This is a genomic window from Cupriavidus sp. 96C5-1, assembly GCF_057798855.1.
Genome location: NZ_JBYOJU010000010.1, coordinates 1 through 22,696, shown reverse-complemented (window position 1 = coordinate 22,696; position 22,696 = coordinate 1). Strand labels below are relative to the sequence as shown.

Annotated in this window: 18 protein-coding genes; 2 read left to right on the top strand and 16 right to left on the bottom strand. The window is 65.6% G+C overall.

Annotated elements, in window-relative coordinates:
• Positions 1 to 30: 30 nt before the first annotated feature.
• Positions 31 to 891 carry a ubiquinol oxidase subunit II gene (gene cyoA, locus AC3FOF_RS13740; RefSeq protein WP_051078369.1) on the bottom strand — a complete coding sequence of 287 codons (861 nt, stop codon included), beginning with the start codon at positions 889 to 891 and terminating at the stop codon, positions 31 to 33.
• Positions 892 to 1,197: 306 nt separating this feature from the next.
• Between cyoA and AC3FOF_RS13735 the strand changes: the two genes are divergently transcribed.
• Positions 1,198 to 2,601: an aminotransferase-like domain-containing protein gene (locus AC3FOF_RS13735; RefSeq protein ID WP_488726896.1), complete on the top strand. Its 1,404-nt coding sequence runs from the start codon at positions 1,198 to 1,200 to the stop codon at positions 2,599 to 2,601.
• 129 nt (positions 2,602 to 2,730) lie between these two features.
• Here AC3FOF_RS13735 and AC3FOF_RS13730 read toward each other — a convergent pair whose 3' ends face one another.
• The 12 genes from AC3FOF_RS13730 to AC3FOF_RS13675 form a co-directional block, all read right to left on the bottom strand.
• The gene (locus AC3FOF_RS13730; RefSeq protein WP_488726895.1) at positions 2,731 to 2,946 is read right to left on the bottom strand and encodes a hypothetical protein; all 216 of its coding nucleotides are present in this window, start codon (positions 2,944 to 2,946) and stop codon (positions 2,731 to 2,733) included.
• Between the two features lie 516 nt (positions 2,947 to 3,462).
• On the bottom strand, positions 3,463 to 5,427 hold the full coding sequence (locus AC3FOF_RS13725; RefSeq protein ID WP_488726894.1) for a sigma-54-dependent Fis family transcriptional regulator: 1,965 nt from the start codon (positions 5,425 to 5,427) through the stop codon (positions 3,463 to 3,465).
• A gap of 123 nt (positions 5,428 to 5,550) precedes the next feature.
• Positions 5,551 to 7,125: a GMC family oxidoreductase gene (locus tag AC3FOF_RS13720; protein ID WP_017224964.1), complete on the bottom strand. Its 1,575-nt coding sequence runs from the start codon at positions 7,123 to 7,125 to the stop codon at positions 5,551 to 5,553.
• A gap of 80 nt (positions 7,126 to 7,205) precedes the next feature.
• Positions 7,206 to 7,790, bottom strand: a complete 585-nt coding sequence (locus AC3FOF_RS13715; RefSeq protein WP_488726893.1) for a gluconate 2-dehydrogenase subunit 3 family protein — start codon at positions 7,788 to 7,790, stop codon at positions 7,206 to 7,208.
• Positions 7,791 to 7,912: 122 nt separating this feature from the next.
• Positions 7,913 to 8,683: a lipoate--protein ligase family protein gene (locus tag AC3FOF_RS13710; RefSeq protein WP_276264689.1), complete on the bottom strand. Its 771-nt coding sequence runs from the start codon at positions 8,681 to 8,683 to the stop codon at positions 7,913 to 7,915.
• Complete coding sequence (locus tag AC3FOF_RS13705; RefSeq protein WP_488726892.1) at positions 8,683 to 9,420, bottom strand: dihydrolipoamide acetyltransferase family protein; 738 nt, start codon at positions 9,418 to 9,420, stop codon at positions 8,683 to 8,685. The genes AC3FOF_RS13710 and AC3FOF_RS13705 overlap by 1 nt, the downstream gene beginning before the upstream one ends.
• Positions 9,417 to 9,668: a lipoyl domain-containing protein gene (locus AC3FOF_RS13700; protein ID WP_276264419.1), complete on the bottom strand. Its 252-nt coding sequence runs from the start codon at positions 9,666 to 9,668 to the stop codon at positions 9,417 to 9,419. Before AC3FOF_RS13700 ends, AC3FOF_RS13705 begins: the two co-directional genes overlap by 4 nt.
• Positions 9,665 to 10,738: an alpha-ketoacid dehydrogenase subunit beta gene (locus AC3FOF_RS13695; RefSeq protein ID WP_017228121.1), complete on the bottom strand. Its 1,074-nt coding sequence runs from the start codon at positions 10,736 to 10,738 to the stop codon at positions 9,665 to 9,667. The genes AC3FOF_RS13700 and AC3FOF_RS13695 overlap by 4 nt, the downstream gene beginning before the upstream one ends.
• Before the next feature lie 30 nt (positions 10,739 to 10,768).
• Positions 10,769 to 11,779: a thiamine pyrophosphate-dependent dehydrogenase E1 component subunit alpha gene (locus tag AC3FOF_RS13690; RefSeq protein ID WP_017228120.1), complete on the bottom strand. Its 1,011-nt coding sequence runs from the start codon at positions 11,777 to 11,779 to the stop codon at positions 10,769 to 10,771.
• A 305-nt stretch (positions 11,780 to 12,084) separates the two neighbouring features.
• Entirely contained in the window at positions 12,085 to 13,233 is a 1,149-nt protein-coding gene (locus AC3FOF_RS13685) for a hypothetical protein (protein WP_276264420.1), read from the bottom strand.
• A 148-nt stretch (positions 13,234 to 13,381) separates the two neighbouring features.
• The gene (locus tag AC3FOF_RS13680) at positions 13,382 to 14,464 is read right to left on the bottom strand and encodes a 2,3-butanediol dehydrogenase (protein ID WP_035813329.1); all 1,083 of its coding nucleotides are present in this window, start codon (positions 14,462 to 14,464) and stop codon (positions 13,382 to 13,384) included.
• A 344-nt stretch (positions 14,465 to 14,808) separates the two neighbouring features.
• Positions 14,809 to 16,842, bottom strand: a complete 2,034-nt coding sequence (locus AC3FOF_RS13675) for a sigma-54-dependent Fis family transcriptional regulator (RefSeq protein ID WP_488726891.1) — start codon at positions 16,840 to 16,842, stop codon at positions 14,809 to 14,811.
• Positions 16,843 to 17,287: 445 nt separating this feature from the next.
• Between AC3FOF_RS13675 and AC3FOF_RS13670 the strand changes: the two genes are divergently transcribed.
• The gene (locus tag AC3FOF_RS13670) at positions 17,288 to 19,456 is read left to right on the top strand and encodes a TonB-dependent siderophore receptor (RefSeq protein ID WP_488726890.1); all 2,169 of its coding nucleotides are present in this window, start codon (positions 17,288 to 17,290) and stop codon (positions 19,454 to 19,456) included.
• A gap of 39 nt (positions 19,457 to 19,495) precedes the next feature.
• Here AC3FOF_RS13670 and AC3FOF_RS13665 read toward each other — a convergent pair whose 3' ends face one another.
• The 3 genes from AC3FOF_RS13665 to AC3FOF_RS13655 all read right to left on the bottom strand — a co-directional run.
• Positions 19,496 to 19,636, bottom strand: a complete 141-nt coding sequence (locus tag AC3FOF_RS13665) for a hypothetical protein (protein ID WP_488726889.1) — start codon at positions 19,634 to 19,636, stop codon at positions 19,496 to 19,498.
• Between the two features lie 37 nt (positions 19,637 to 19,673).
• Positions 19,674 to 21,965, bottom strand: a complete 2,292-nt coding sequence (gene metE / locus AC3FOF_RS13660; RefSeq protein ID WP_488726888.1) for a 5-methyltetrahydropteroyltriglutamate--homocysteine S-methyltransferase — start codon at positions 21,963 to 21,965, stop codon at positions 19,674 to 19,676.
• 417 nt (positions 21,966 to 22,382) lie between these two features.
• Positions 22,383 to 22,696: hypothetical protein (locus AC3FOF_RS13655; protein ID WP_488726887.1), on the bottom strand; the 314-nt coding region annotated here is incomplete at its 5' end.

The window sequence follows — 22,696 nt, the reverse complement described above, 5'->3', positions numbered from 1 at the left end:
TGTGTTGCGTGTATTGCAAAATCATTGGCTTCATTGGTTGACGGCCAGCGGGGGGCTTTGGGCAGTACATACGTCGCCACGCGCATTGCTATTGCTATTGCTATGCATGTATTTGTTGACGATGCTCTGGAACAGGCCGGGCGCAACGCCCGCATAGAGCGTCGCCGGCTCTTTGGTGCTCGGGCGCTCCAGTGTCTGGTAGGCCTTCTGGTCCAGCGTCAGATTCGAATTCTTGGCTTGCCGGACCCAGGCATCGAATTCCTCGCGCGAGGTGGCCACGGTGTCGAAATGCATGTCGGAGAATCCGGGGCCGCTATAGGCCGCGGACAGTCCCGCGTAGATGCCCGGCGTGTCGGCGATCAGATGCAGCTTGGTTTCCATGCCGGCCATGGCATAGACCTGGCTGCCGAGCTGCGGGATGAACAGGGAGTTCATCATCGATTCCGAGGTGATGCTGAAATTGATCGGCGTATCGACCGGGATCGGCAGCCGGTTGACCGAGGCGATGCCGTAGTCCGGGTAGATGAACAGCCATTTCCAGTTCAGCGCCACGGCTTCGACACGCACGGGCTTGACGGTGGACTCGAGCGGCCGGTACGGATCCAGCGAATGGGTGGTCTTCCAGATCAGGATCCCGAGGAAGGCCACGATCACGCACGGAATGGTCCAGATGACCACTTCGATCCGGGTGGAGTGCGCCCACTTGGGTGCGTAGGTTGCCTTGGTGTTGGAGGCGCGATAGCGCCAGCCGAAATAGAGCGTCAGCAGGATGACGGGAATGACGACCATCAGCATCAGGAACATCGAGACCAGGATCAGGGTCTTTTCCTGGTGCCCGATGTCGCCCTTCGGGGAGAGCAGCTCCAGTTGGCAGCCACTGAGAAGGAGCATGGCTCCGCCACCCAGGAACAGCCCCGCATAGCGGAGCGTTCCCTGGCACGCCTTCAGCCAATCGCTGGAATCTCGCCGGACTGCATGGCTTGCGCCGGCCATTAAGTTACGCATAAGACACACCTTAGTTATGCATCACATAACCGGCGCACGCGTCGAGACCGCCTGCCACGGCACGCTGGAATACATTGCGAGAGAGGGAGATCCGCCGGATTGGCGGGAAACGCATACAAAGCGTTTAATGTATGGATTTGTGTGATGCTGCGCCGCATGATAATGTAAGACAAAGGCCATACATCAAGGAAAATGAGTCAAATCGAATCCATACAAGGCGACAACATCGGGCCTGACTGGAACGCCGCCTTTATCCGTGGCGAGGGGGCGCGCTACCAGCAGATCGTTGCCTTCATCGAGCGCGCGGTGGGGGAAGGAAGCCTGAACCCGGGAGACCGCCTGCCGCCCCAGCGCAACCTGGCCAGGCAACTGGGGGTGGATCTCACCACCGTGACGCGTGCGTTCACCGAGGCCAAGCGGCGTAACCTGATCGAAGCGCGCGGGGCGCTGGGCACCTTCGTTGCAGCGCCGAAGGTGGAACTGGCGCAGATGGTCGACCTGAGCATGAACGTGCCGCCGCCTCCCGCCGGGGTCGACTTCCACGACCTGTTGCAGCAGGGCTTGTCGCAGGTGCTGCTGAGGGCGGATGCGCACCTGCTCATGACCTACCAGCTTGGTGGCGGCAGCAAGGCCGACCGGGCCGCCGGGGCGATGTGGCTGAAGCCGATGCTCGAGTCGGTCAGCCCGCAGCAGTTGATTGCCTGCCCCGGCGCCCAGGCCGCGCTGGCGGCGCTGATCCTCACGCTTACACAGCCTGGCGAGGCGATTGTCGCGGAGCCGCTGACCTATCCCGGCTTGCGCGCGGCGGCCGAGCAGCTTGGGCGGCGCGTGGTGACCGTGGCCGCGGATGACGAAGGGATGCAGCCCGATGCGCTGGAGGCCGCCTGCCGCGAGCATGGCGCACGCGTGGTCTACCTGAACCCGACCATCCAGAACCCGACCACGCTGACCATGCCCGCGCACCGGCGCCGCGATATTGCGCTGGCCGCGCAGAAATGCGGCGCCTGGATCATCGAGGACGATCCCTACTGGCTGCTGAACAGCAACGCGCCCCCGCCGGTGGCGCATTTTGCGCCGGGCCAGGTCTACTACATCGCAACGCTGTCGAAATGCCTGAGCCCCGGGCTGCGGACCGCCTACATCCGCCTGCCCGACGCACGCAGCCAGGCCGGCGTGCTTGCCGCGCTGCGCTCCTTTGCGCTGATGTCGACGCCGCTGTCGACCGCCCTGGTCACGCAGTGGATCCACGATGGCTCGGCAGCCCGGCTGCTGGCCGGGATCCGCATGGAAGCGCTCGCGCGCAGGGAACTGGCGCGGCAACTCCTGTCGAGCGTGGACCAGGCGCCGCCCAGCGGCATCCATGTCTGGCACAGGTTGCCGAGCTACTGGACTTCCATGGCGCTGACACAGGCCGCTCGCGCGGAGGATCTGCGGGTGACTTCCTCCGATGCGTTCTATTCGGGGCCGACGCCGCCCAATGCGATTCGCATTTCGCTGGGGGGGGTTGAGGAGCGGGGGCATCTTGCCGCCGCGTTGAAGAAGCTGGCGGAGTTGCTGGTGCGTCGGCCGCAGATGCCTCGGGAGATTGTGGTTTAGTGTTTTTTGGCTGCTTGGCTTTAAGAAATCAGGTTTTGTTTTTGTTATTTCGAATCTATTTATGGGCCTGATTTAGGTCTGCAGGGCCTAAAGGCGGAGTGGTGTCAGGCTCATGGTCACATGGAGGTGTCACTTTTCTTTACTCGTAAAGAAAAGTAACCAAAAGAAAGCGACCCCTTGCAGGGGGGCTGGCTTATCAGGATCGGGGACGTTTCGGATTCGTGGTGGGCGCGGCGGTTCTAATAAACTGCTGGCGCTACCGGCACGAACGGCATTGCCGCTGCGAATGACGGTGGTTTCATTGTATGACCCCTGAATGACGATTTCGCTTGCCCATTCAGGCATCTGCCGTTACCAGTTTATATGGCCACTCGATCATGAGCGGCACGGGTTTCGTCGTGGGCGCGGTGGCTCCAGATTTTGGGTATTCGACTCAAGCCGGGGCCCCCGTGCCCACGACGAAACCAGCGAGGATCGGGAGACAGTGGCCATCCGCGCCGGTAACGGCAGATGCGTGAACTACCACGGTCCATCGCCATCAAGGGCACGACAATAAAACCAATGCCATCCGCAGAGGCAATGCCGCTAGAGCCGGTAGCGTCAGCAGTCAGGCAGAACTGACGCGCCCACCACGAATCCGCAACGTCACCAAGCCCGATAAGCCAGCCCCCCTGCAAGGGGTCGCTTTCTTTTGGTTACTTTTCTTTACGAGTAAAGAAAAGTGACACCTCCATGTGCCCAAGAGCCCGACACCACTCCGCCTTTAGGCCCTGCAACCCTAAATCAGGTCCCTACTAGAGATTAAAAAAACAAAAATAGCTTAAAAAGATGCCGGAAAATGCCATAGAGTAAATAGCAATATCACTGCTGATTAGGTGCAACTATCCCATATCGCTCCATCTGCCGATAAACCGTCGCCCGCGCGATCCCCAACTCACCCGCAACCTGCGTAACGCGCCATTTGTTCCGCCGCAATGCCGCCAGCAGCACCTCGCGTTCGTTGCCGGGAAGCGGCCGCGTGGCCACCGGGGCGGTTTCTGCCAAGTTCTCCTGCGTGCCCTCAAGGATCTCGGGAGGTAGTGCGTCGGTGTCGATGAAGCCGTTGTCGCTCATGGCCAGCGCGAAGCGCAGCACATTGCGCAATTGCCGCACATTGCCCTGCCAGGTGTAGGCGCGGAGCAGGGCCAGCGCGGCGGGCGCCAGTTCGGCCCGCATGTCCAGCTGCCGGCCCTCTTCTTCGGCGATGCGCGCGATCAGGTAGTCCTTGTCGCGCCGCTCGCGCAGGGCCGGCAGGTGCAAGGTGGCGCCGCACAGGCGATAGTAGAGGTCTTCGCGGAAGCATTGTTCGGCGATCAGCTGGCGCAGGTCGCGGTGCGAGGCGGCGATCACGCGCAGGTCCACCGGGATGGGTTTCTCCGCGCCCAGCGGCATCACTTCGCGCTCGGACAGGACGCGCAGCAGCCGGCTTTGCAGGTGCAGCGGCATGTCGCCGATTTCGTCGAGGAACAGCGTGCCGCCGTCGGATTGCGCAATCAGGCCGCGCATGCCTTTGCTGCGCGCACCGGTGAAGGTGCCCGGCGAATAGCCGAACAACTCGCTCTCGATCAGCGATTCGGGAATGGCGGCGCAGTTGACCGCGACGAAGGATTTGCCGCGGCGCTCGCTGGCGGCGTGCAGCGCCTTGGCCAGGACTTCCTTGCCGGTGCCGGTCTCGCCATGCACCAGGATATTGAGCGGCTTGTTGGCAAGCCGCTTGGCCTGCAGGATCAGCCGCTGCATCTGCGGGTCGCCCGCTCCGAGCGCGTCCAGCGCGGCGCTTGCCTCCGCGCTCGGCAGCGCGGGCTGGGCCCCGGGCGCCGAGGGCCGGCCCGGCGCGCCGCGCGGCGCGATGGCGGTGGCATAGTACAAGCCGTGGTCATGGGTGCGCACGGCGGTGCGCTCGGACGACATGCCGGCGTGGGCGATGCGCCAGAGCTCGCTCATGTCTTCGCGGAAGACTTCGGTGAGCAGGTGGCCGCGCAAATCCAGGGGCTTGCCGCCGTGTCCTTCGGCGGCGTCGGCCAGCCGCAGCCTGCGCCGGCCTCCGCTGTTGATGCCCCGGATGACGCCGTCGGCGTCGAAGGCGACCATGATCTCGCTGTCCACGTCCACCAGCGACCAGGTCGAGCCCAGCCGCAGGATCCATTGGTCGCGGAAGTAGCGCAGGAAGTTGGCGTCCTCGATCATCTGCGCATACATGGTGGTCATCTGCAGCGCCAGGTGCTGTCCTTCGCGCGGGGCCGGAGCGCTCAGCGCGGAGACGTCGAGCACGCCCAGGAAGCCGCCGGTGGGATCGAACAGCGGCGCGCTGTTGCACGTGAGCGTGATATGGGACACGTCGAAGTGGTCGGTCTGGTGGCAGGTCACCGGCGCCTGCTCGACAATGCAGGTGCCGACCGCGCAGGTGCCGGCGCGCGGCTCGCTCCAGTCCGCGCCGAGGTAGAGCCCGGCGCGCTTGAGCTCGTGGTCCCAGTGGTCGTTGCCGATGAAGTCCACGGTCACGCCATGGGCGTCGGTCAGCAGCAGCACGCAGTCGAGGGCGGAGACGCGCTTGTAGAGCTGCTCCATGCCGGTACGCGCCACGCCGAGAAAGTCCTCGATCTGGTCCTTGTGTTCGCGCAGGCGCTGCGCCTCCACGATATAGGCCGGCACCGGCCGGCTCGGGTCGAGGCCATAGTCGTTGAAGCAGCGCAGCCAGGAACGTTCTATCGTGCCCTCGGCCGCGCCGGGCTGCTGCGAAAAGGCGAGCAGGCGCTCAATATGTGCCCGGTGTGCTTGTTGCAGCACGGTTGTCTCCTTGGCCGGTTCATGTGGGGGCTGGCCGGCGATCGGATGCCCGGCCCAGCGCTGGCTCTACGCTAATCGATTTGGCCGCCCGCCGCAATGCGGCGGGCGGCCACCCGGCGCGGCTCAGAGTTCGCGCCGTTGCAGCGCGCCGGCAATGTACTCGGCCTGGCGGATCGCCAGCGCCACGATGGTCAGGGTGGGGTTGGACGCCGAACTGGAAGCGAACTGGCTGCCGTCGGAGACGAACAGGTTGGGGATGTCGTGGCTCTGGCCCCAGCGGTTGACCACGCCGTCGCTGGCCTTGGCGCTCATGCGGTTGGTGCCCATATTGTGGCTGGCGGGGTAGGGCGGCATGTCGATCACGCGGGTGGCGCCGACCGCCTCCGACATCTTGCGGAACTGGGCCAGCCCATGGGCGCGCACGGCGGCATCGTTGGGGTGGTCGGTCTTGCTCACGATCGGCACCGGCAGGCCGTACTGGTCCTTCTCGGTGGCGTGCAGGGTGATGCTGTTGCGCTCCTGCGCCAGGTCTTCGCCGCAGACCCAGACACAGCTCATGTGGTCGTACATTTCCAGTGCCGAGGAGACCTCGCGGCCCCAGCCGCCCGGCTTCATGAAGGCGGCGGTGAAGGGCAGGCCCAGCGCCAGTCCTTCCAGGTGATAGCCGCCGAAGAAGCCCCGCTTCGTGTCGAGCCGGGCTTCGTCCGAGACCACCGCCGCCAGCGCGGTGCCGCGGTACATATAGACCGGCTTGCGGTGGATTGCCACGGCCGCCGCGGTGGTGTGGTTCAGGTAGTTGCGGCCAACCTGGCCGGAAGAATTGGCGAGACCCTGCGGGAACTTGCTGCTGGCCGAGTTCAGCAGCAGACGCGGCGATTCGATCGAGTTGCCGGCCACGCAGACGACGCGCGCGCGCTGGAACTGGCGCCGGCCGCGCTCGTCGACATAGAGCACGCCGGTGACCTTGCCGGCGGCGTCGTGCCCGATCTGCAGCACCATGGATTGCGGCCGCAATTCCGCCTTGCCGGTGGCCACGGCACGCGGCACCTCGGTGTAGAGGGTGGACCATTTGGCGCCGATCTTGCATCCCTGCATGCAGAAGCCGATCTGCATGCAGCCCGGGCGGCCGTCATAGGGTTGCGAGTTGACCGCCATCGGCCGCACGATATCCTTGTAGCCGATCTTGCGCGCGCCCGCCGCCAGTACCTTGTAGTGGTTGTTCTCGGGCAGCGCCGGCAGGCCGGAGGCGGCGGTGGTGGTCACGCCCATCTTCTTCTCGGCGCGATCGTAGAACGGCGCGAGTTCGTCGTAGGTGATGGGCCAGTCGATCAGGTTGGCGTCCTTCACCGCGCCATAGGTGCTGCGGTTGTGGAAGTCGTGCGGCATGAAGCGCAGCGCCACGCCGGACCAGTGCACCGTGGAGCCGCCCACGCCCTTGACGATCCAGGCCGGCAGGTTGGGGTAGGTCTTGGTGTGATGCCAGCCGCCGGCCGAGATGCGCTTGTCCAGCCACGAAATCTTGTTGAACATCTCCCACTCGTCGTTCTCGAAATCGGCCTGCGTAAAGTGCTTGCCGGCTTCGAGGATCACGCTGCGTACGCCGCGCTGGGCCAGTTCATTGGCGAGCGTGCCGCCGCCCGCGCCGGAACCGATGATGACGACCACGCTGTCGTCTTTGAGGTCGAACTTCGTTGCCATGCTTGTCTCCATGCGCCGCTCCGGGGGGGCTTGCCGCAGCCCGGGCGGCTTCTTGTCGGGGGAATGCCGGTACCGGCGGCTCAGAGCCAGTCGATATCGTCGAAGCCGCGGTGCAGGTAGCCGCCTTTCTCCCAGGACGAACCCTCGTAGCCCAGCAGGGGCCACACCGCTTTGTTGTTGTAGAGGCCGGTGACCAGTTCGCCGCGCACTTTCTGGAAGAAGGGTGTGGTCTCGATGGCCTGCAGCAGCGCGACGCGGTCGGCTTCCCTGGTGAGCTCGCCGTAGGGGCGGCCGAAGCGTTCGCGTGCCGACGCATCCAGCGCGGCGACGCCCTGCTGCAGCAGGGCGCGCGTGGCCTTGTCGCCGGCGGCGGATTTCTCCAGCGGGGCGATGGCATCGACGTAGTAGCGGTCGGACAGCTTGTCGTGGGGGAAGATGTCGCGCGATATGGCCACCAGCGTGCGCGCGGTGGCCGGGCCAAGCGCGCGGAACGACGCCGTCATGGCTTCGCGCGGCGGCTGGGCCAGCGCCGCCGGCGCGACTGTCACGCCGATCGCGGCAAGGCCGCCGCCGCGCAGGAAGCCCCGGCGCGAGACGGTGGGCTGCTTGCGCAGGATACGCATGGTGGTGCCGGCGCCGGGGCCGGCAGGTTGCGGGGATTTCATCTGTTTTGTCTCCATTCGTTGTGGGACCGCGGCGCGGACGTTGTCCGCTCCTTGTCCCGCTTATTGCTTGTTGCCGGCAGCGACCTCCCGCCGCTTTGTCGCGGCTTGTGGGGCGGTGCCGTTCAGCACGGGCTGGGCACGGCGTGCGGCGGGCCGCAGGCCGGCGCCGGGCGCGCCCTGGGGCGGCCCTGGCCGGGCTCGCCGAGCACGTCGATCAGCATGTGGTGCAGCCGCTCGGCCAGCACCGTGGCCATCAGCGGCGTGCCGAGTTGTTCGGCGCAGGACGTGGTGCAGGCGCGCAGGCGGTCGGCATCGGCGGGATCGCCACCGAGCGCGGCGCATAGCAGCGGCCAATCGGGCGGCGCGATCAGCGTGCCGGAGGTGAGCAGCACGCCGGTACGCCGGCGCACCTGTGCCAGGCCGACGATCTTGCGCTGGCCCACCACTACCTCCCAGGGCGAGAGCCCACCGAAGCACGCCCACTTCAGCGTATCCGCCGGCGGGGCCAGCCGCACTTCCTCCGGCGGCACCGCGTAGGCTGCAATGCCGAGATCGCGCAGCAGCCCGGCGTGCAGCACGCCCAGCCAGCGGTAGCTCGACACCGTACCGGTGCCGACCAGCGCGTGGCCGGCGGGCAGCACGATCGAGGCCGACAGCATCCACGGGCCGGTCAGCACGGCGCCGCCGCCCGAGTCCCGCTGCGCGACCGGGGTGGCGCTGCCTGTCAGGCGCTCGCGCATGGATGACTGCGCGCAGCCCAGCACGATGCCCGGCGCGGCATAGGTCCACAGGCGCACGGCCGGGCGCAGCACCGGCTCCGCCAGGCGGGCCCGGTTCCAGGCTTGTTCTTCGGCGCAGCCTACGCCGCTGGCGAGGAAGGCGGGGGCGAACATCACAGGCCTTCCACGGTTTCCAGCCGCGTCTTGAGATCGGTGAGGAAGCGCGCTGCCGGATAGCCGTCCACCGCGCGGTGGTCGAACACGAGGTGCAGGCCCATCATCGGCGCCACCGCGATCCAGTCGTCCTTGACCACGGCCCGCTTGGCCACGCGCGTCACGCCGAGGATGGCGGCCTGCGGCACATTGAGGATGGGCGTGAAGCTGTCGATGCCGGTCATGCCCAGGTTGGTCACGGTGAAGGTGCCGCGCTGGTAGGCGCCGGCCGGCAGCGTGCCGGCGCGCGCACCGGCGGCCAGGGTGCGGCTCTCCGCCGCGATTTCCGCCACCGTCCTGGTGTCCACGTCGCGCAGCACCGGCACCATCAGGCCCTCGTCGAGGCTGACCGCGAGGCCGAGGTTGATGTTCGGCATCAGCTCGATCTCCTTCTCCAGCACACGCGCGTTCAGGCGCGGGTGCTGACGCAGGGTCAGCGCCACGGCGCGCAGCACGAAGGCCGTCAGGGTGATCTTGCACTCGGGCCCCACGTTTTGCTGCATGGTGTGGCGCGCCAGTTCCAGCAGGGTCACGTCCACCTCGACCGAATGCGCCACCCGCGGCACGGCCCAGCCGGCGCTCATATTGCGGGCGATGGCGCCACGCATGCCGGTCAGCGGCAGCGTGAGGCGGTCGCCGGCGCCGGCCGTTGCCGCGGCGCCCGGCCCGCTCAGCACGGAAGCGAGACTGTGGCTCATGATCTCGGCTCCAGCCGGGCGAGCACGGCGCCGCGCCCGAAGGTGTCCTGCGCCGCCACCGCCAGCGCGGCGACGATGCCGTCCGCGGGCGCGACGATTTCATGGGTGGTCTTGACCAGTTCGGCCACGCCCAGCGGCTGGCCCGCGCTGACCGCATCGCCGGGCTTGACCAGCCATTCCTGCAACAGGGCTTCGGTGCCGTCTTCCACGTCCTGCCAGACGGTGTCGGCCATCGTTACGTCGGTCATGCTGCTTCTCGCTTCAGTTGATAGGAAAGGGGGCGGTCCTGCACCAGGGCGCGGACCTGCGCGGCAATGGTGTCGACCTGAGGAATCACGAATTGCTCGAGCGGGCGCGAGAAGGGGATGGGCACGTCTGGCACCGCCAGGCGCCGCACCGGCGCGCGCAGCGCCACGCTGTCGAGGTTTTCCGCCACGATGGCGGCGATCTCGCCGGACAGGCCGAAGCTCAGGTAATCCTCGTCGGCCACCAGCAGGCGGCCGGTCTTGGCCACCGAGCGCAGCACCGTCTCGCGGTCGAGCGGGACGATGGTGCGCAGGTCGATCACCTCCGCATCGATGCCTTCGGCCGCCAGCTGCTCGGCCGCCAGCAGCGATTTCTGCACCATCTGCGAGAGCGTGACGATGGTCACGTCGCGGCCGCTGCGGGCCACCCGTGCCTGCCCGAAGGGAATGGCGTAGGCCTCCTCCGGCACGGCATTGGTACTGCCTTCGAAGTAGGACATCCACGACAGGCCCATGATGCCCTTGTGGTAGCAGAACACGACCGGATTGTCGTCGCGGATGGCCTGGGTCATCAGGCCCTTGGCGTCGTACGCGTTGGACGGTACCACCACCTTCATGCCGGGCATGTGGGCAAAGCTGGCATACAGGCATTGCGAATGCTGGGCGGCATCGTTGTAGCCGCCGCCGATGCCGGTCATCACCACCGCCGGCAGGCCCACGCGCCCGCCGGACATATAGGTGTTCTTGGCGAGGTGGTTGTAGATCTGGTCGAAGCACACGCCGAAGAAATCCACGAACATCAGTTCCGCGATCGGGCGCAATCCTTCCGCGGCGGCGCCGATGGCCGCGCCCATGAAGGCGGTCTCCGAGATCGGCGTATCCATGATGCGATCCGGCCCGAAGCGGTCCAGCAGGCCGGTGGTGGCGCTGAAGATGCCGCCGTACTTGCCGATGTCCTCGCCCATCACGAAGACGCGCGAGTCGCGCTCCATTTCCTGGCCGATGGCTTCGGCGATGGCCTGGGCCATGGTGAGCGTGCGCGTGCCATGGGGCGCGCTTTGTGCGGTTTGCATGCTGGTCTCCTGTTTATGCGGGTGCGGGTCTTACTGGACGAAGACGTGTTGCAGCGCTTCTGCGGGCGCGGGGTAGGGGCTGTTGCGGCCGAACGCGTAAGCGGCCTCGATGCGGTCCGAGACGCTCTGGCGCAAGGCGGCTTCGGCGGCGTCGTCGAGCAGGCCGCTGGCGCGCAGCGAGGTGCCCAGCGCGTGGATCGGGTCGGCGCTGCGCAGGGTCTTGGCTTCGTCGCGCGGGCGGTAGGTTTCCGGGTCGCCCTGGAAGTGGCCGAGATAGCGGTCGGTCTTGACTTCGATCAGGGTGGGGCCTTCGCCGCGGCGTGCCCGTGCCACGGCCTCGCCGGCGGCGCGGTACACCGCGACGGCGTCGTTGCGGTCCACCAGCACGCCAGGCATGCCATAGCCGGCGGCGCGCACGTCGTTGGAAGGCACCGAGGTGGAGGCGGATTTTTCCACCGAGATGCCGTACTTGTTGTCCTCGCAGACGAACACCACCGGCAGCTTCCACAGCGCGGCCAGATTGAGCGACTCATGGAACGAGCCCTGGTTGGCCGCGCCTTCGCCAAAGAAGGACACGGCCACCCAGTCCTTGCCCAGCTTGCGCGCCGCCAGCGCGGCGCCACAAGCCTGCGGGGAGCTCGCGCCGACGATGCCGCTGCAGGAGAACTTGGTCTCGGGATGGAACAGGTGCATGTGGCCGCCCTTGCCGCGTCCGAGCCCGGTGGCCTTGCCGAACATCTCGGCGGTCATGGCATCGAGCGGCACGCCCTTGGCAATGGCGAAGTGGTGCGAGCGGTGCGCGCCGACCACGGTATCTTCCGGGCGCAAGTGCGCGCATACGCCCACGGCCACCGGCTCCTGCCCGGCCGAGAGATGCATCTCGCCCGGCACCGGGCCGGCGCCGATATCGAAGGCCAGGCCTTTCTGGATCCTCGGCGGCAGCTTGCCTTCCAGGTAGACCTTGGCCATGGTCTCTTCGTATTGCCGGATCTCGATCATCTTCTCGTACATCCACAGAAGATGGCTTGGGGTGGGTTCCATTCGGGGTCTCCTCTTGCTTTCGTTTCAGCGGCCGGCTGCGGTGCCGGACAAGCCTTGATCGCAAGAGTGGTGCCAGCGCGGCCGGGATGCGCAGCGCGCGGCGCGGCGCATCCCGCCAGGCCTTGCCGGAGGCGGCATGCGGGCGGAAAAGGCAGGCCTGCCGGCGGGCTCGCGGCAGATATCTGTCGCGCCTGGCGGCGAGACAGATGTCGCATCGGGCGGGACATCTGTCGCCGCAAGCGGCGGCTGCCGCGGGGGCAGGGCAAGGCGACGCCGGGCGCCGGTGAAGCCCGCTGGAGGGAACTTCAGCCCGTCTTTTTCGAGAGCCCGTAGAACTCGAAATAGACCGCGTAGATCAGCATGACGTAGTTGAGCAGATCGACCCAGGTAAGCGGATCGCCGCCAAAGCCGGGGACGATCTCCGCTTCATGGAGCACCGCGCCGGCGAACCATCGCGTATAGACGAAGAAGGAGATCAGCCCAAGTCCCCAGCACGATGCGGCGCGTATCGCCCGGTTGGTGCCGGCGCCGAACCGGTTGGGCCAGTTGCCGGCGACGTTGGCCCAGAAGATCAGCCAGAAGGCGATCCATACGCCCAGTTGCGCAGGCCAGCTTGGGAGCATCGCGCCGATCTTCTCGACGGCGCCGGGCGGGATGAGCACCCATCTGAGCAAGGCCAGATGCACGGCATAGAGCGCCGTGCCCAGCAGGATGTTGCCGCCCAGCGCGGCGAGTGCCATATGGCTTTTCCGGCTCAGCCGGCTCCACGGCCAGTTGTCGAAGATCAGGAACGTCGCCAGCCACGCCACAATGACCGAATAGAACCAGCCGATCGCCACCGGCAGCGGCAGCAGGATCGCATGCGGCGCGGTGGCGGCCGATACGCCGGGGTAGATCAGCAGGAAATAGCCCAGGCCGGTGAGGCAGGCGCCGGCGGCGAGTTGCGCAAGGCCGCTGGCCGCGGGGCTCAGGCCGCTGCCGGACCATGGCCATCCGGCCATGCCCGTCGCCAGTATGCCGAAGCCGTAGAAGCCGATCAGCACGATCAGGCCGGCCGCGCCATAGCCGGCGCCGTTGATGGCGCTGAATGCCGGATCCAGTTCGCCGTAGCCGTAGACGAGTACGGCGGGGAGGGCGAAGGACAGCGCCAGCGTCACGATGGTGGCGACGCAGCCCCGGACGGGCTGCCTCAACGCCGAGAATCCGGCCATGCCGAAGTTGAAACCGATGAAAACGAGCACCAGGATGCCCCAGAAGAGGTACATGCCGAACGGCTGGGGAGCATACTGCCAGACGGCCTGCCTGGGGTCCGCGAACAGGCGCCATACGCCAAGGCTGACGCCGTGCACGATCAGGAATACGGCCACGGAGAATGCCAATGGCCGCAGCGCGAATCCGGCAGGCGCGAGCGCTGGTGTGTCTTGAGCTTCGATATTGGGGCTGAGGGGTTCCATGACCGGCATGTCCAGTACGATGAAAGCCCGGCACGCGAGGCGTGCGCGATGCCCGATGCGCGATGGTGCATCGCGCAGGCTCGCATACCGGTGGGATGGGGAGGGGGCGGCCGCGTCGGTCAACGCGGCCCGTCGGAGCGAGAGGGCGTCAGGCTGTCAAAGCCGGCTGGCTGGCAATCGGCTGGACGATGATCTTGACGTTGCCATCCTTGTTGTTGACGAGCTCTTCGAAGCCGTGCGACACAATGTCGGCGAGGGAGATCCGCCCCGTGATGAGCGGCTGCACGTCGATGCGGCCATCGGCGATAAAGCGGATCACGTCGGCGAATTCGCCGTTATAGGCGAGCGATCCGATGATTTCCTTCTCCGTCGATACGATCTCGAAGAAATTGAACGCGCTGGGTTCTTCGAAAATGCCCACCATCACGCATTTCCCGGCTTTGCGGATCACGTCGATGGCAAGCTTCGCCGTGGCCTTGTTGCCGATGCACTCGAAGGACACGTCCGCGCCATAGCCGCCGGTCAGCGCCTTGACCTCCGCGATTGCGTCGCACTCCTTGGGATCGATGACGACGTTGGCACCGACTTCGAGTGCCTTCTTCTTGCGCGCTGACGACATTTCGAGTGCGATGATGCGTCCTGCGCCGGCCGCCTTCGCGCACATGATCGTGCACAGCCCGATGGTGCCGGCGCCGACCACCACCACCGTCTGGCCGACGATGTTGCCGGCTTTCTTCACGGCATGAAGCCCTACCGCCAGCGGCTCGATCAACGCGCCTGCCTCGGTTGGGAAGTTCTCCGGCAGCTTGTAGAGCAGCTCCGCCGGCACGTTGACGTATTCCGCGAATGCGCCATTGTTCATCAGGCCGGTGAACGCGAGGTTCTCGCAGATGTTGTACAGGCCATGGGTGCAGTAATAGCATTTCCCGCAATGCTGGCAGGCGTCCGCGGTGACGCGTTCGCCGACCTGGAAACCGGTGACGCCTGCGCCCAGCTCCGCGATTTCGCCGCTGAACTCGTGACCGAGAATGCATTGCCCCTTCAGGCCGGTGAGCGGGTGGGGATGATCGACCGGGATAAAGACCGGCCCCGCGACATACTCATGCAAGTCCGACCCGCAGATGCCGCACCAATGCACGCGGATCTTTACCCATCCCTCGGCGGGCTTGTCCGGAACGCGCACTTCCTCGACGCGCACATCGTGGCGACCCCGCCATACGGCGGCCTTCATGCTGGACTGATGCACCGAATCTTCGTTGCTCACGGTTGTGTCTCCATCGTAGTTGTGGGGGGAATCGACGCAGGCCATGCGGGGGCCGCTGGTTGATGCCTGGCATGGCCTTCGTGCAGCAGGGAAATCGCATGAACCATGCCAGTGAGCGCAGCACACGAGGGCGGGCGACGCAGGCGCAGGGCATGCTGCGGTGCAGTGTGGCGCTGCGTCAGGCGCAGGCGTGGTGAAGCGCTGGCCGCACGCGTTTATCGCTGCGATACAGCACGATGCCGGCGACGGCCCGGCAAGCTACGGGCCGCCGGCATGAGACGGCCTGACTCGGTCCGGTGAGACACCGTGCCTCAGTCCGCCTCGTCCGCCTGAGACGCGGGCGCGGACCCCGGCAAGGCGGCCGAACCCGGATAGACGATCTTGTATCGGGCCATCTTGCGGTAGATGGTGGCGCGGCTCATGCCCAGGGCCTTGGCGGTTTCCTTGACGCGCCAGTGATGGCAGGCGAGCATCTGCACGATGTGCTCCCGTTCGAGATGCTCGCCGGGGCGCAGGCCGGCACTGTCGAACGCCTGTGGCGCGGCTGGCGGGCTAGCCGGCTGCGGCGCCGCCATGGCGCCATCCGCGGCGCAGCGCAGATAATCGGGAAGATGTTCGGCGGCAATGACGCCGGGGGCCGCAGCCAGCGCGCATGCGTACCGCAATGCCATGCGCAGCTGCCGTACGTTGCCGGGCCAGCGATAGCGGCGGATGCACGCCAGCGCTTCGGCGGACAGCGCCGGGCGGCTGCCGTGCGCTTCGGTTTCTTCCGCGAGGAAAAAATCGATGAGCTCGTCGAGGTCGGAGCGATCGCGCAGGGGAGGCAGCCGGAACACCGCGCCGGTCAGGCGATAGTAGAGATCTTCCCGGAAGGTACCGTCGGAGACCATGCGCGCAAGATCCCTGTGGGTCGCGCAGATCAGGTTGATGTCGACCCGCACCGATTGCTCGGAGCCCAGCGGTACCAGCTCGCTCTCCGCCAGGACGCGAAGCAGCCTGGTCTGCAGCGGCAAAGCCATGTCGCCGATCTCGTCGAGGAACAAGGTGCCGCCGTGCGCCTGGAGTATCTTCCCCTTGAGCCCCTTGCGCTTGGCGCCGGTGAATGCCCCTTCCGCGTAACCGAACAGCTCGCTTTCGATCAGCGTATCCGGGATCGCCGCGCAGTTCACGGCGACAAATGCCTGCGACGCACGCAGCGAACCGCGATGGACGGCGAGCGCGAACGCCTCCTTGCCTGTTCCCGTCTCGCCTTGCAGCAGCATGGGAATGCGCCGGTCGACGATCTGGAGCGCACGGGCCAGATGCGACGAGAGTTGCGGATCGCCGATGACCAGATGATCGCTGGCAAGGGCACGGGGGGCGGGCCCGGCGTGGCCGGCGGCCGGGTGTTCCGGCGACAGCGATATCGTGCGCGGGACCTGGCGCGGCGGGCGCAGGCTTGCAAAGAAGCGTCCTGCGCCGCGGGTCAGCCGCAACGGGAACATCTCCATGCCATTGTTCAGGTCGATGACCTGTCCGGCATTCAGGTCGAACAGATGCTGGACGTTCGCCGGTATCGCGGTGTATAGCGCGCTCAGCATGCTCCTTGTCTGCCGGTTCATCGCTACGATGTTTCCGGCATCGTCGAATGCAATCAGCAATTCGGGGTGCAGGCTCAGGTAGTCCTGGCTGCGGTGCAGGTACAGCGTCCACAGATGGCTGGTATCGTGCAGCAGGCAGGCGTTCTCGATCATCTCCGCCGCCTGGCATACCCAGGCGTAGATCAATTCCTGCGAGTCGCGATTCTCGCTGTTTCGCACGGCCGATACGTCCAATACGCCGGTCAATTCGCCGGATGGCGAAATAATGGGCGCGGCGGTACAGGTCAGGCAGGTGAATGCGGCCCTGAAGTGATCCTCGGTGTGGACGGTAATGGGTTCCTTGTCGGCCAGGACGCAGGCCACCCCGCTGGTTCCTTCGGAGTCCTCGGTGAAATAGCGGCCGTGATACAGCCCATGCTGCCGGTATTCCTTGCGGCGGTCTTCCTGGCCACGGAAATCGATCAGGGCGCCATCGGCGTCGGCCACCAGGACGCAATAGCCCGCTTTGCCGACAACGCCGTGCAACCGCTCCACCACCGGGTTCGAGAAGCGCAGCAGGGCCTCGGCGCTGCTGCGCCTGTCCTTCAGCTCCGCGGCGCTGATGACGCGCGGGCCGGACGTATTGCCCGGGTCCAGCCGGAAGGTATTGAGCGAGCGGGTCCAGGAGCGGAACAGGCGTGCCTGCGCGGCAGCCTCGTTGAATGACGCCTTGTCTACCACGGATGAGACGCGCCGCGCGTGTTGCAGTGCATAGGACTGGGTCATTTCCGCTTCCTCGACATGCGTAACTCCTGTTGCCCGGGGCGTCGGCGTCCGCATCCGCCAGTCCATACCGGCCGTGCCGGACGCGAGGGTCCCGTCGTACTGGCCCGCGCGTCGCGCACGGCACGCCTTTTTAGCATATCCCGCGCCGGCAATCACACCGCAGTGCAGCACGCGAAGCGCGCGCGGCGCCGCCACGTTCCGTCTTGATGGCAAAAGTTCCCGGCTTGTGTTAAAAATACGAACCATTCTCATTTGTATTCGCATTTGAAAGGATAAACCGCGTCCGCGCCTTCCCGCGCTCCCCGGCGCCACGCCATCTCGCCTGGCCCGCCGGCATGCCGGCGGCAGCGGCAGCCGAAGCCCGCCCTCGACGCATTCACACCATCCAGCAGATCAAGCAGAACAGGCCAGTCTCACTTCCATCCACCCAAGGACGCTCTTCCCGATGTCTTCCCACCGCCCATCGCCAGCGCACGCCGCCCCGTGCCTGGCTGCGCCCCGTCTTTCGCCGATCGCCTCCGCCATACTCGGCCTGACCGTTGCCTTTGCCGCGCTGCCCGTCCTTGCCCAGACGAGTCCGCAAGCCGATCCCTTCGTGCTCCCCGCTGCCACTGTCGTGGCCGAACGCGACTCCGCGCCGGCCAAGGCGGAGAAAGTCAGTGGTGGCGCGCTGGGCGAGCGCAAGGCGGTCGATACGCCGTTCTCGGTGGTGGCCGCGACCAGCGAGGAGATCCAGGACCGCATGGCGCAGACGGCCAGCGACGTGTTCCGGTACGACCCGGCCGTCTCCGTTCTTGGCGACAACGCACGCACGGAGAACTCGTATTTCGCCGTGCGCGGCATGCGCATCGACATGCTCAACGGCATCAAGGTCGACGGGCAGAACTTCGTTTCGTGGAATGCCGACTTGCCGCTGGAGCTGTTCGACCAGGTGGAACTGCTCAAGGGCCTCTCGGGCTTCATGTACGGCTTCGGCACGCCGGGCGGCATCATCAACTACGTCGTCAAGCGCCCGACCGACGAACCCCTGCGGCAGCTCAGCCTGGGTTACCAGGCCAACAACGTCTGGAGCGAGAAGATCGACCTGGGCGGCCGTTTCGGCGTCGACGGCCGCATCGGCTACCGCCTGAATGCCGTCAACGAGCAAGGCAACACGGCCGAGCCCAATGTGCACCTGCGCCGGCAGGCGTTCTCGCTGGCGACCGATTTCCGCGTCACGCCCGACCTGACGTGGACGGCGGATGTCATGTACTGGAAGCGCAAGACGAAAGGCACGCTGTTCGGCATGCAGTTCGATTCGAGCCTGCCGATTCCGGATGCCAGCAAGGTGTCGCGCCGCATCGCGCAGCCTTTCTCTTACCAGGACACCGAGACGATCTCGGCCGGCACCGGTTTCGACTACCGTATCAACGACCGCTGGACGGCCAGTCTCAAATACCGGTTCGCGCGGCAGGAGCGCGACAACGGGGACAGCTTTCTGTCGGTCACCGACGCCGCCGGCAACTTCACCGACACGCTGTACAAGTGGAAGAGTGCGTATTACTACCAGGCCTACGATGCCATGGTGCAAGGCAAGTTCGAGACAGGCGGCATCCGGCACGGCATCGTGGCAGGCATCGGCTATCAGTCCCAGGTGAAAGTCAACGATGCCGGCGTCGGCAGCAATGGCGTTGCGCTTGGCACGAACAATCTCTACAACCCGACGCTGCTGCCCAATCTGAGCCTCGGCCTGCAGTCCGTACCGTTCCGCGATTACAAGATCACGCAGAAGTCCGTCTACTTCAGCGATACGGTGCAATTCACCGATCGCTTCTCCGTGCTCGCCGGCCTGCGCTACACGGATTTCAACCAGAGCAGCTTCGCCCCCTCGGCGCAGACCACGTCCAGCTATGGCGCCAGGCCGGTCTCGCCCACGGTGGCGCTGATGTACAAGACCGACGCCAGCTCCACGGCCTACGTCAGCTATGTCGAATCGCTGGAGCAGGGCGGTTCGGCCGACGTCACCAATGCCAACTATCCGACGGTGTATGGCCCGCTCAAGAGCAAGCAGTACGAGGTGGGCTACAAGACCGACCGCCGCGAATGGGGCGCCAACATTGCCCTGTTCCGCGTCGATCGCGGCTATGAATACACCAACTCGGCCAATATCTTCGTGCAGAACGGCACGCAGCGTTTCACCGGGCTGGATACCAGCGGCTGGGTACGCATTGCGCGCGACGTGCGCCTGATGGGCGGCGTGCTGCTGCTCAACGCCAAGGCCACCGGCATCGATGACCCGACCGTGAACGGCAAGCGTATCTTTGCCACCCCGCGCTATACCGTCGGCGGCCGCATCGAGTATGACACCCCGCTCCTGCCCGGCCTGACGCTGGCCGCCGGCGCGAAAATCACCGGCGACATGGCCGTGGATGCGGTGAACAACCAGTCCGTACCTTCGTACACCACGGCCGACCTGAGCGCCAGATACCTGACGCGCGTCGCCGGCAAGACCGTCACCCTGCGTGCCGCGGTCAACAACGTGTTCGACAAGCGCTACTGGACCACCAGCTATGGTGGCTTCGTTCTCCCGGGGGCGTCGCGCACCTTCCTGGCCAACGCTACCGTGCAGTTCTGAGCGGAGGGCGGCCGCCAGGCGGATGTACGGCCGCCCGGATCAGATGGTGTACTTCAGCCCCAGGTAGAAAGTCCGCTCGGGGAAGGGGTGGTACAGGAAATACTTGCGGTTGTTCAGGTTGTCCACGCCCAGCGAGGCGCCCCGGTGCTCGTCGAACTGGCAGTGGATGCGCGCATCCACCACCAGGAAGCTCTGCGCGCGGCGGCAGTGGCCAGGCCTAGCGCATGGCGCGCAGCGCCTGTGCCGCCGCCACCATATTGGTCAGCGCCGGGATCACCTCTTCCCAGGCGCGCGTCTTCAGGCCGCAGTCCGGATTCACCCACAGCCGTTCGGCCGGGATGCGCTCCGACGCCTTCTTCATCAATTGCACGATGTGCTCCTGCGTCGGGATATTCGGCGAGTGGATGTCGTACACGCCCGGACCGATCTCGTTCGGATACTTGAAGTCGTCGAACGCATCGAGCAGCTCCATGTCGGAGCGCGACGTTTCGATCGTGATGACGTCCGCATCCATATCGGCGATCGACGCGATGATGTCGTTGAACTCCGAGTAGCACATATGGGTATGGATCTGGGTCTCGTCCTGCACGCCGTTGGCGGTGATGCGGAAGGACTCCACGGCCCAGCCCAGGTACTCGTTCCACTGCGACTTGCGCAGCGGCAGCCCTTCGCGCAGCGCGGCCTCGTCGATCTGGATCACGCGCACGCCGGCCTTTTCCAGGTCCAGCACTTCCTCTCGGATAGCCAGGGCTAGCTGGTGGCAAGACACCGAGCGCGGCTGGTCGTCGCGCACGAACGACCAGTTCAGGATCGTCACGGGGCCGGTCAGCATGCCCTTCATCGGCTTGGCGGTCAGCGACTGCGCGTACTTGATCCACGCCACCGTCATGGCCTGCGGGCGGCTGATGTCGCCGAACAGGATGGGCGGTTTCACGCAACGCGAGCCGTAGGACTGCACCCAGCCGAACTGGCTGAAGGCGTAGCCGTCGAGCTGCTCGCCGAAGTATTCGACCATGTCGTTGCGCTCGGCTTCGCCGTGCACCAGTACGTCCAGGCCCAGGGCCTCCTGCTCGCGCACGCTGCGGGCGATCTCGGCCTGCATCGCGGCCTTGTAGCCGGCTTCGTCGAGCTCGCCGCTGCGGAACTTGCTGCGTGCCTGGCGGATGTCGCCGGTCTGCGGGAATGAGCCGATGGTGGTGGTCGGATAGGCCGGCAGCCGCAGCAGGGCGGCCTGCTTGGGTGCGCGCTGCGTATAGGGGCTGGCGCGCCGGCCGAGCGCGGCATCGAGCCTGGCGATGGCCGCCTTGACCGCCGGATTGTGCACGCGCGGCGAAGCGCGGCGGCTGGCGATGGCAGCCTGGTTGTCGGCCAGCGCGCCTGCCACGGCATCGCGGCCCTGGTTGAGCGCCTTGGCGACGAGCTGCAATTCGTCCAGCTTCTGCAGGGCGAAGGCAAGCCAGGAGCGGATATCGGCATCGAGTTTCTGTTCGCTGTCGAGATCGACCGGGACGTGCAGCAGCGAGCAGGACGGTGCCACCCACAGGCGGTTGCCCAGTTGCCTGTGCACCGGTTCCAGCCAGTCGAGCACCGCGGACAGGTCCGACTTCCAGATGTTGCGGCCATTGATCACGCCCAGCGACAGGATCTTGCCGGCGGGCAGCTTTGCTACTGCCTGCTCGGCTTCGGCGCGTGCATTGATCGCATCGAGATGCAGGCCTTGCACCGGCAGCGCAAGCGCCAGCGGGAGGTTTTCCAGCAGTTGCCCGAAGTAGGTGGCCAGCAGCAGCTTGACCTTGTCCTGTTTCAGCGCCTGGTAAGCCGCGACGAAGGCTTGCTGCCATGCCGCGTCGAGTTCGGTGACCAGCGCGGGTTCGTCGATCTGCACCCACTCGACGCCTTGTGCGGCCAGTTCGTCCAGCAGCTTTGCATAAACCGGCAGCAGGCGCGGCAGCAGCGCCAGTTTGTCCGAGTCGTCCTTGGCCTTGCCCAGCCACAGGTAGGTGACCGGGCCGATGATGACCGGCTTGGCCTTCACGCCGAGGGAGCGCGCCTGCGCAAGCTGATCGAGCAGGCGAGAGCTATCGAGCGAGAACTCGGTGGCCGCGCTGAATTCGGGGACGATGTAGTGGTAGTTGGTGTCGAACCACTTGGTCATCTCGCCAGCGGCGACACCGCCGCAGCAAGCGCTCTGGTTCTCGGTGCCCTCGGCCGAACGGCCGCGCGCCACGCGGAAGTAGTTGTCCAGCGCATCGCCATGGAAGCCGCGCACCCGCTCGGGCAGGTTGCCGAGAGTGAAGCTCATGTCGAGCACCTGGTCGTAAAAGGCGAAGTCGCCGACCGGTACCAGGTCGAGGGCGGCCTGGTTGTCCCAGTGCCGCTGGCGAAGCTGGGCGCCCAGCGCCTTCAGTTCGTCACGCGAGGATTGTCCCTTCCAGTAGGACTCCAGCGCAAATTTCAGTTCGCGCTTTGCGCCGATGCGGGGAAAGCCGAGATTGTGTGTTGTTGCCATGATGGACCGTTCCGTAAAGATTGTGGGCCATCATAGGTGTTCGCCTTGATGAAGGAAATTGGCATTATTTCATCGTGCGATTAGTTTGGTTCATGTTGGGCGGGAGGGGGGATATGCCGTTGGCTTCAAGTGGCGCTCTGTCAATCCACCCCTCTCTCCAATCCTCCCTCGGCTCCTTATCTGTCTCACAATACGCCTGGAAGCTTCAGATCGATGAGCCCCATGCTCTGAGCGAAAGCCAAATTTTCTTAAAATATTTCTGTTTATTTTTAATTTTTTAGGGGCCTGATTTAGGGTTGCAGGGCCTAAAGGCGAAGTGGCGTCGGGCTCATGGGCTTGGGTGGGTTGAGACAAGTCTGCAGGGCCTAAAGGCGGAGTGGCGTCAGGCTCTTGGGCACATGGAGGTGTCACTTTTCTTTACTCGTAAAGAAAAGTAACCAAAAGAAAGCGATCCTTGCAGGAGGCTGGCTTATCGGGATTGGTTGCTTTGCGGATTCGTGGTGGGCGCGTCAGTTCTAATGAACTGCTGACGCTACCGGCGCGAACGGCATTGCCAATGCGGATGGCGCCGGTCTCAGTATAGCGCCCCTGATGGCAATAGCCCGTGGTGGTTGACGCATCTGCCGTTACCGGCGCGAATGGCCACTGTCTCCCGATCCTTGCTGGTTTCGTCGTGGGCGCGGTGGCCCCGGCTTGAGGCGAACACCAAAAATCTGGAGCCACCGCGCCCA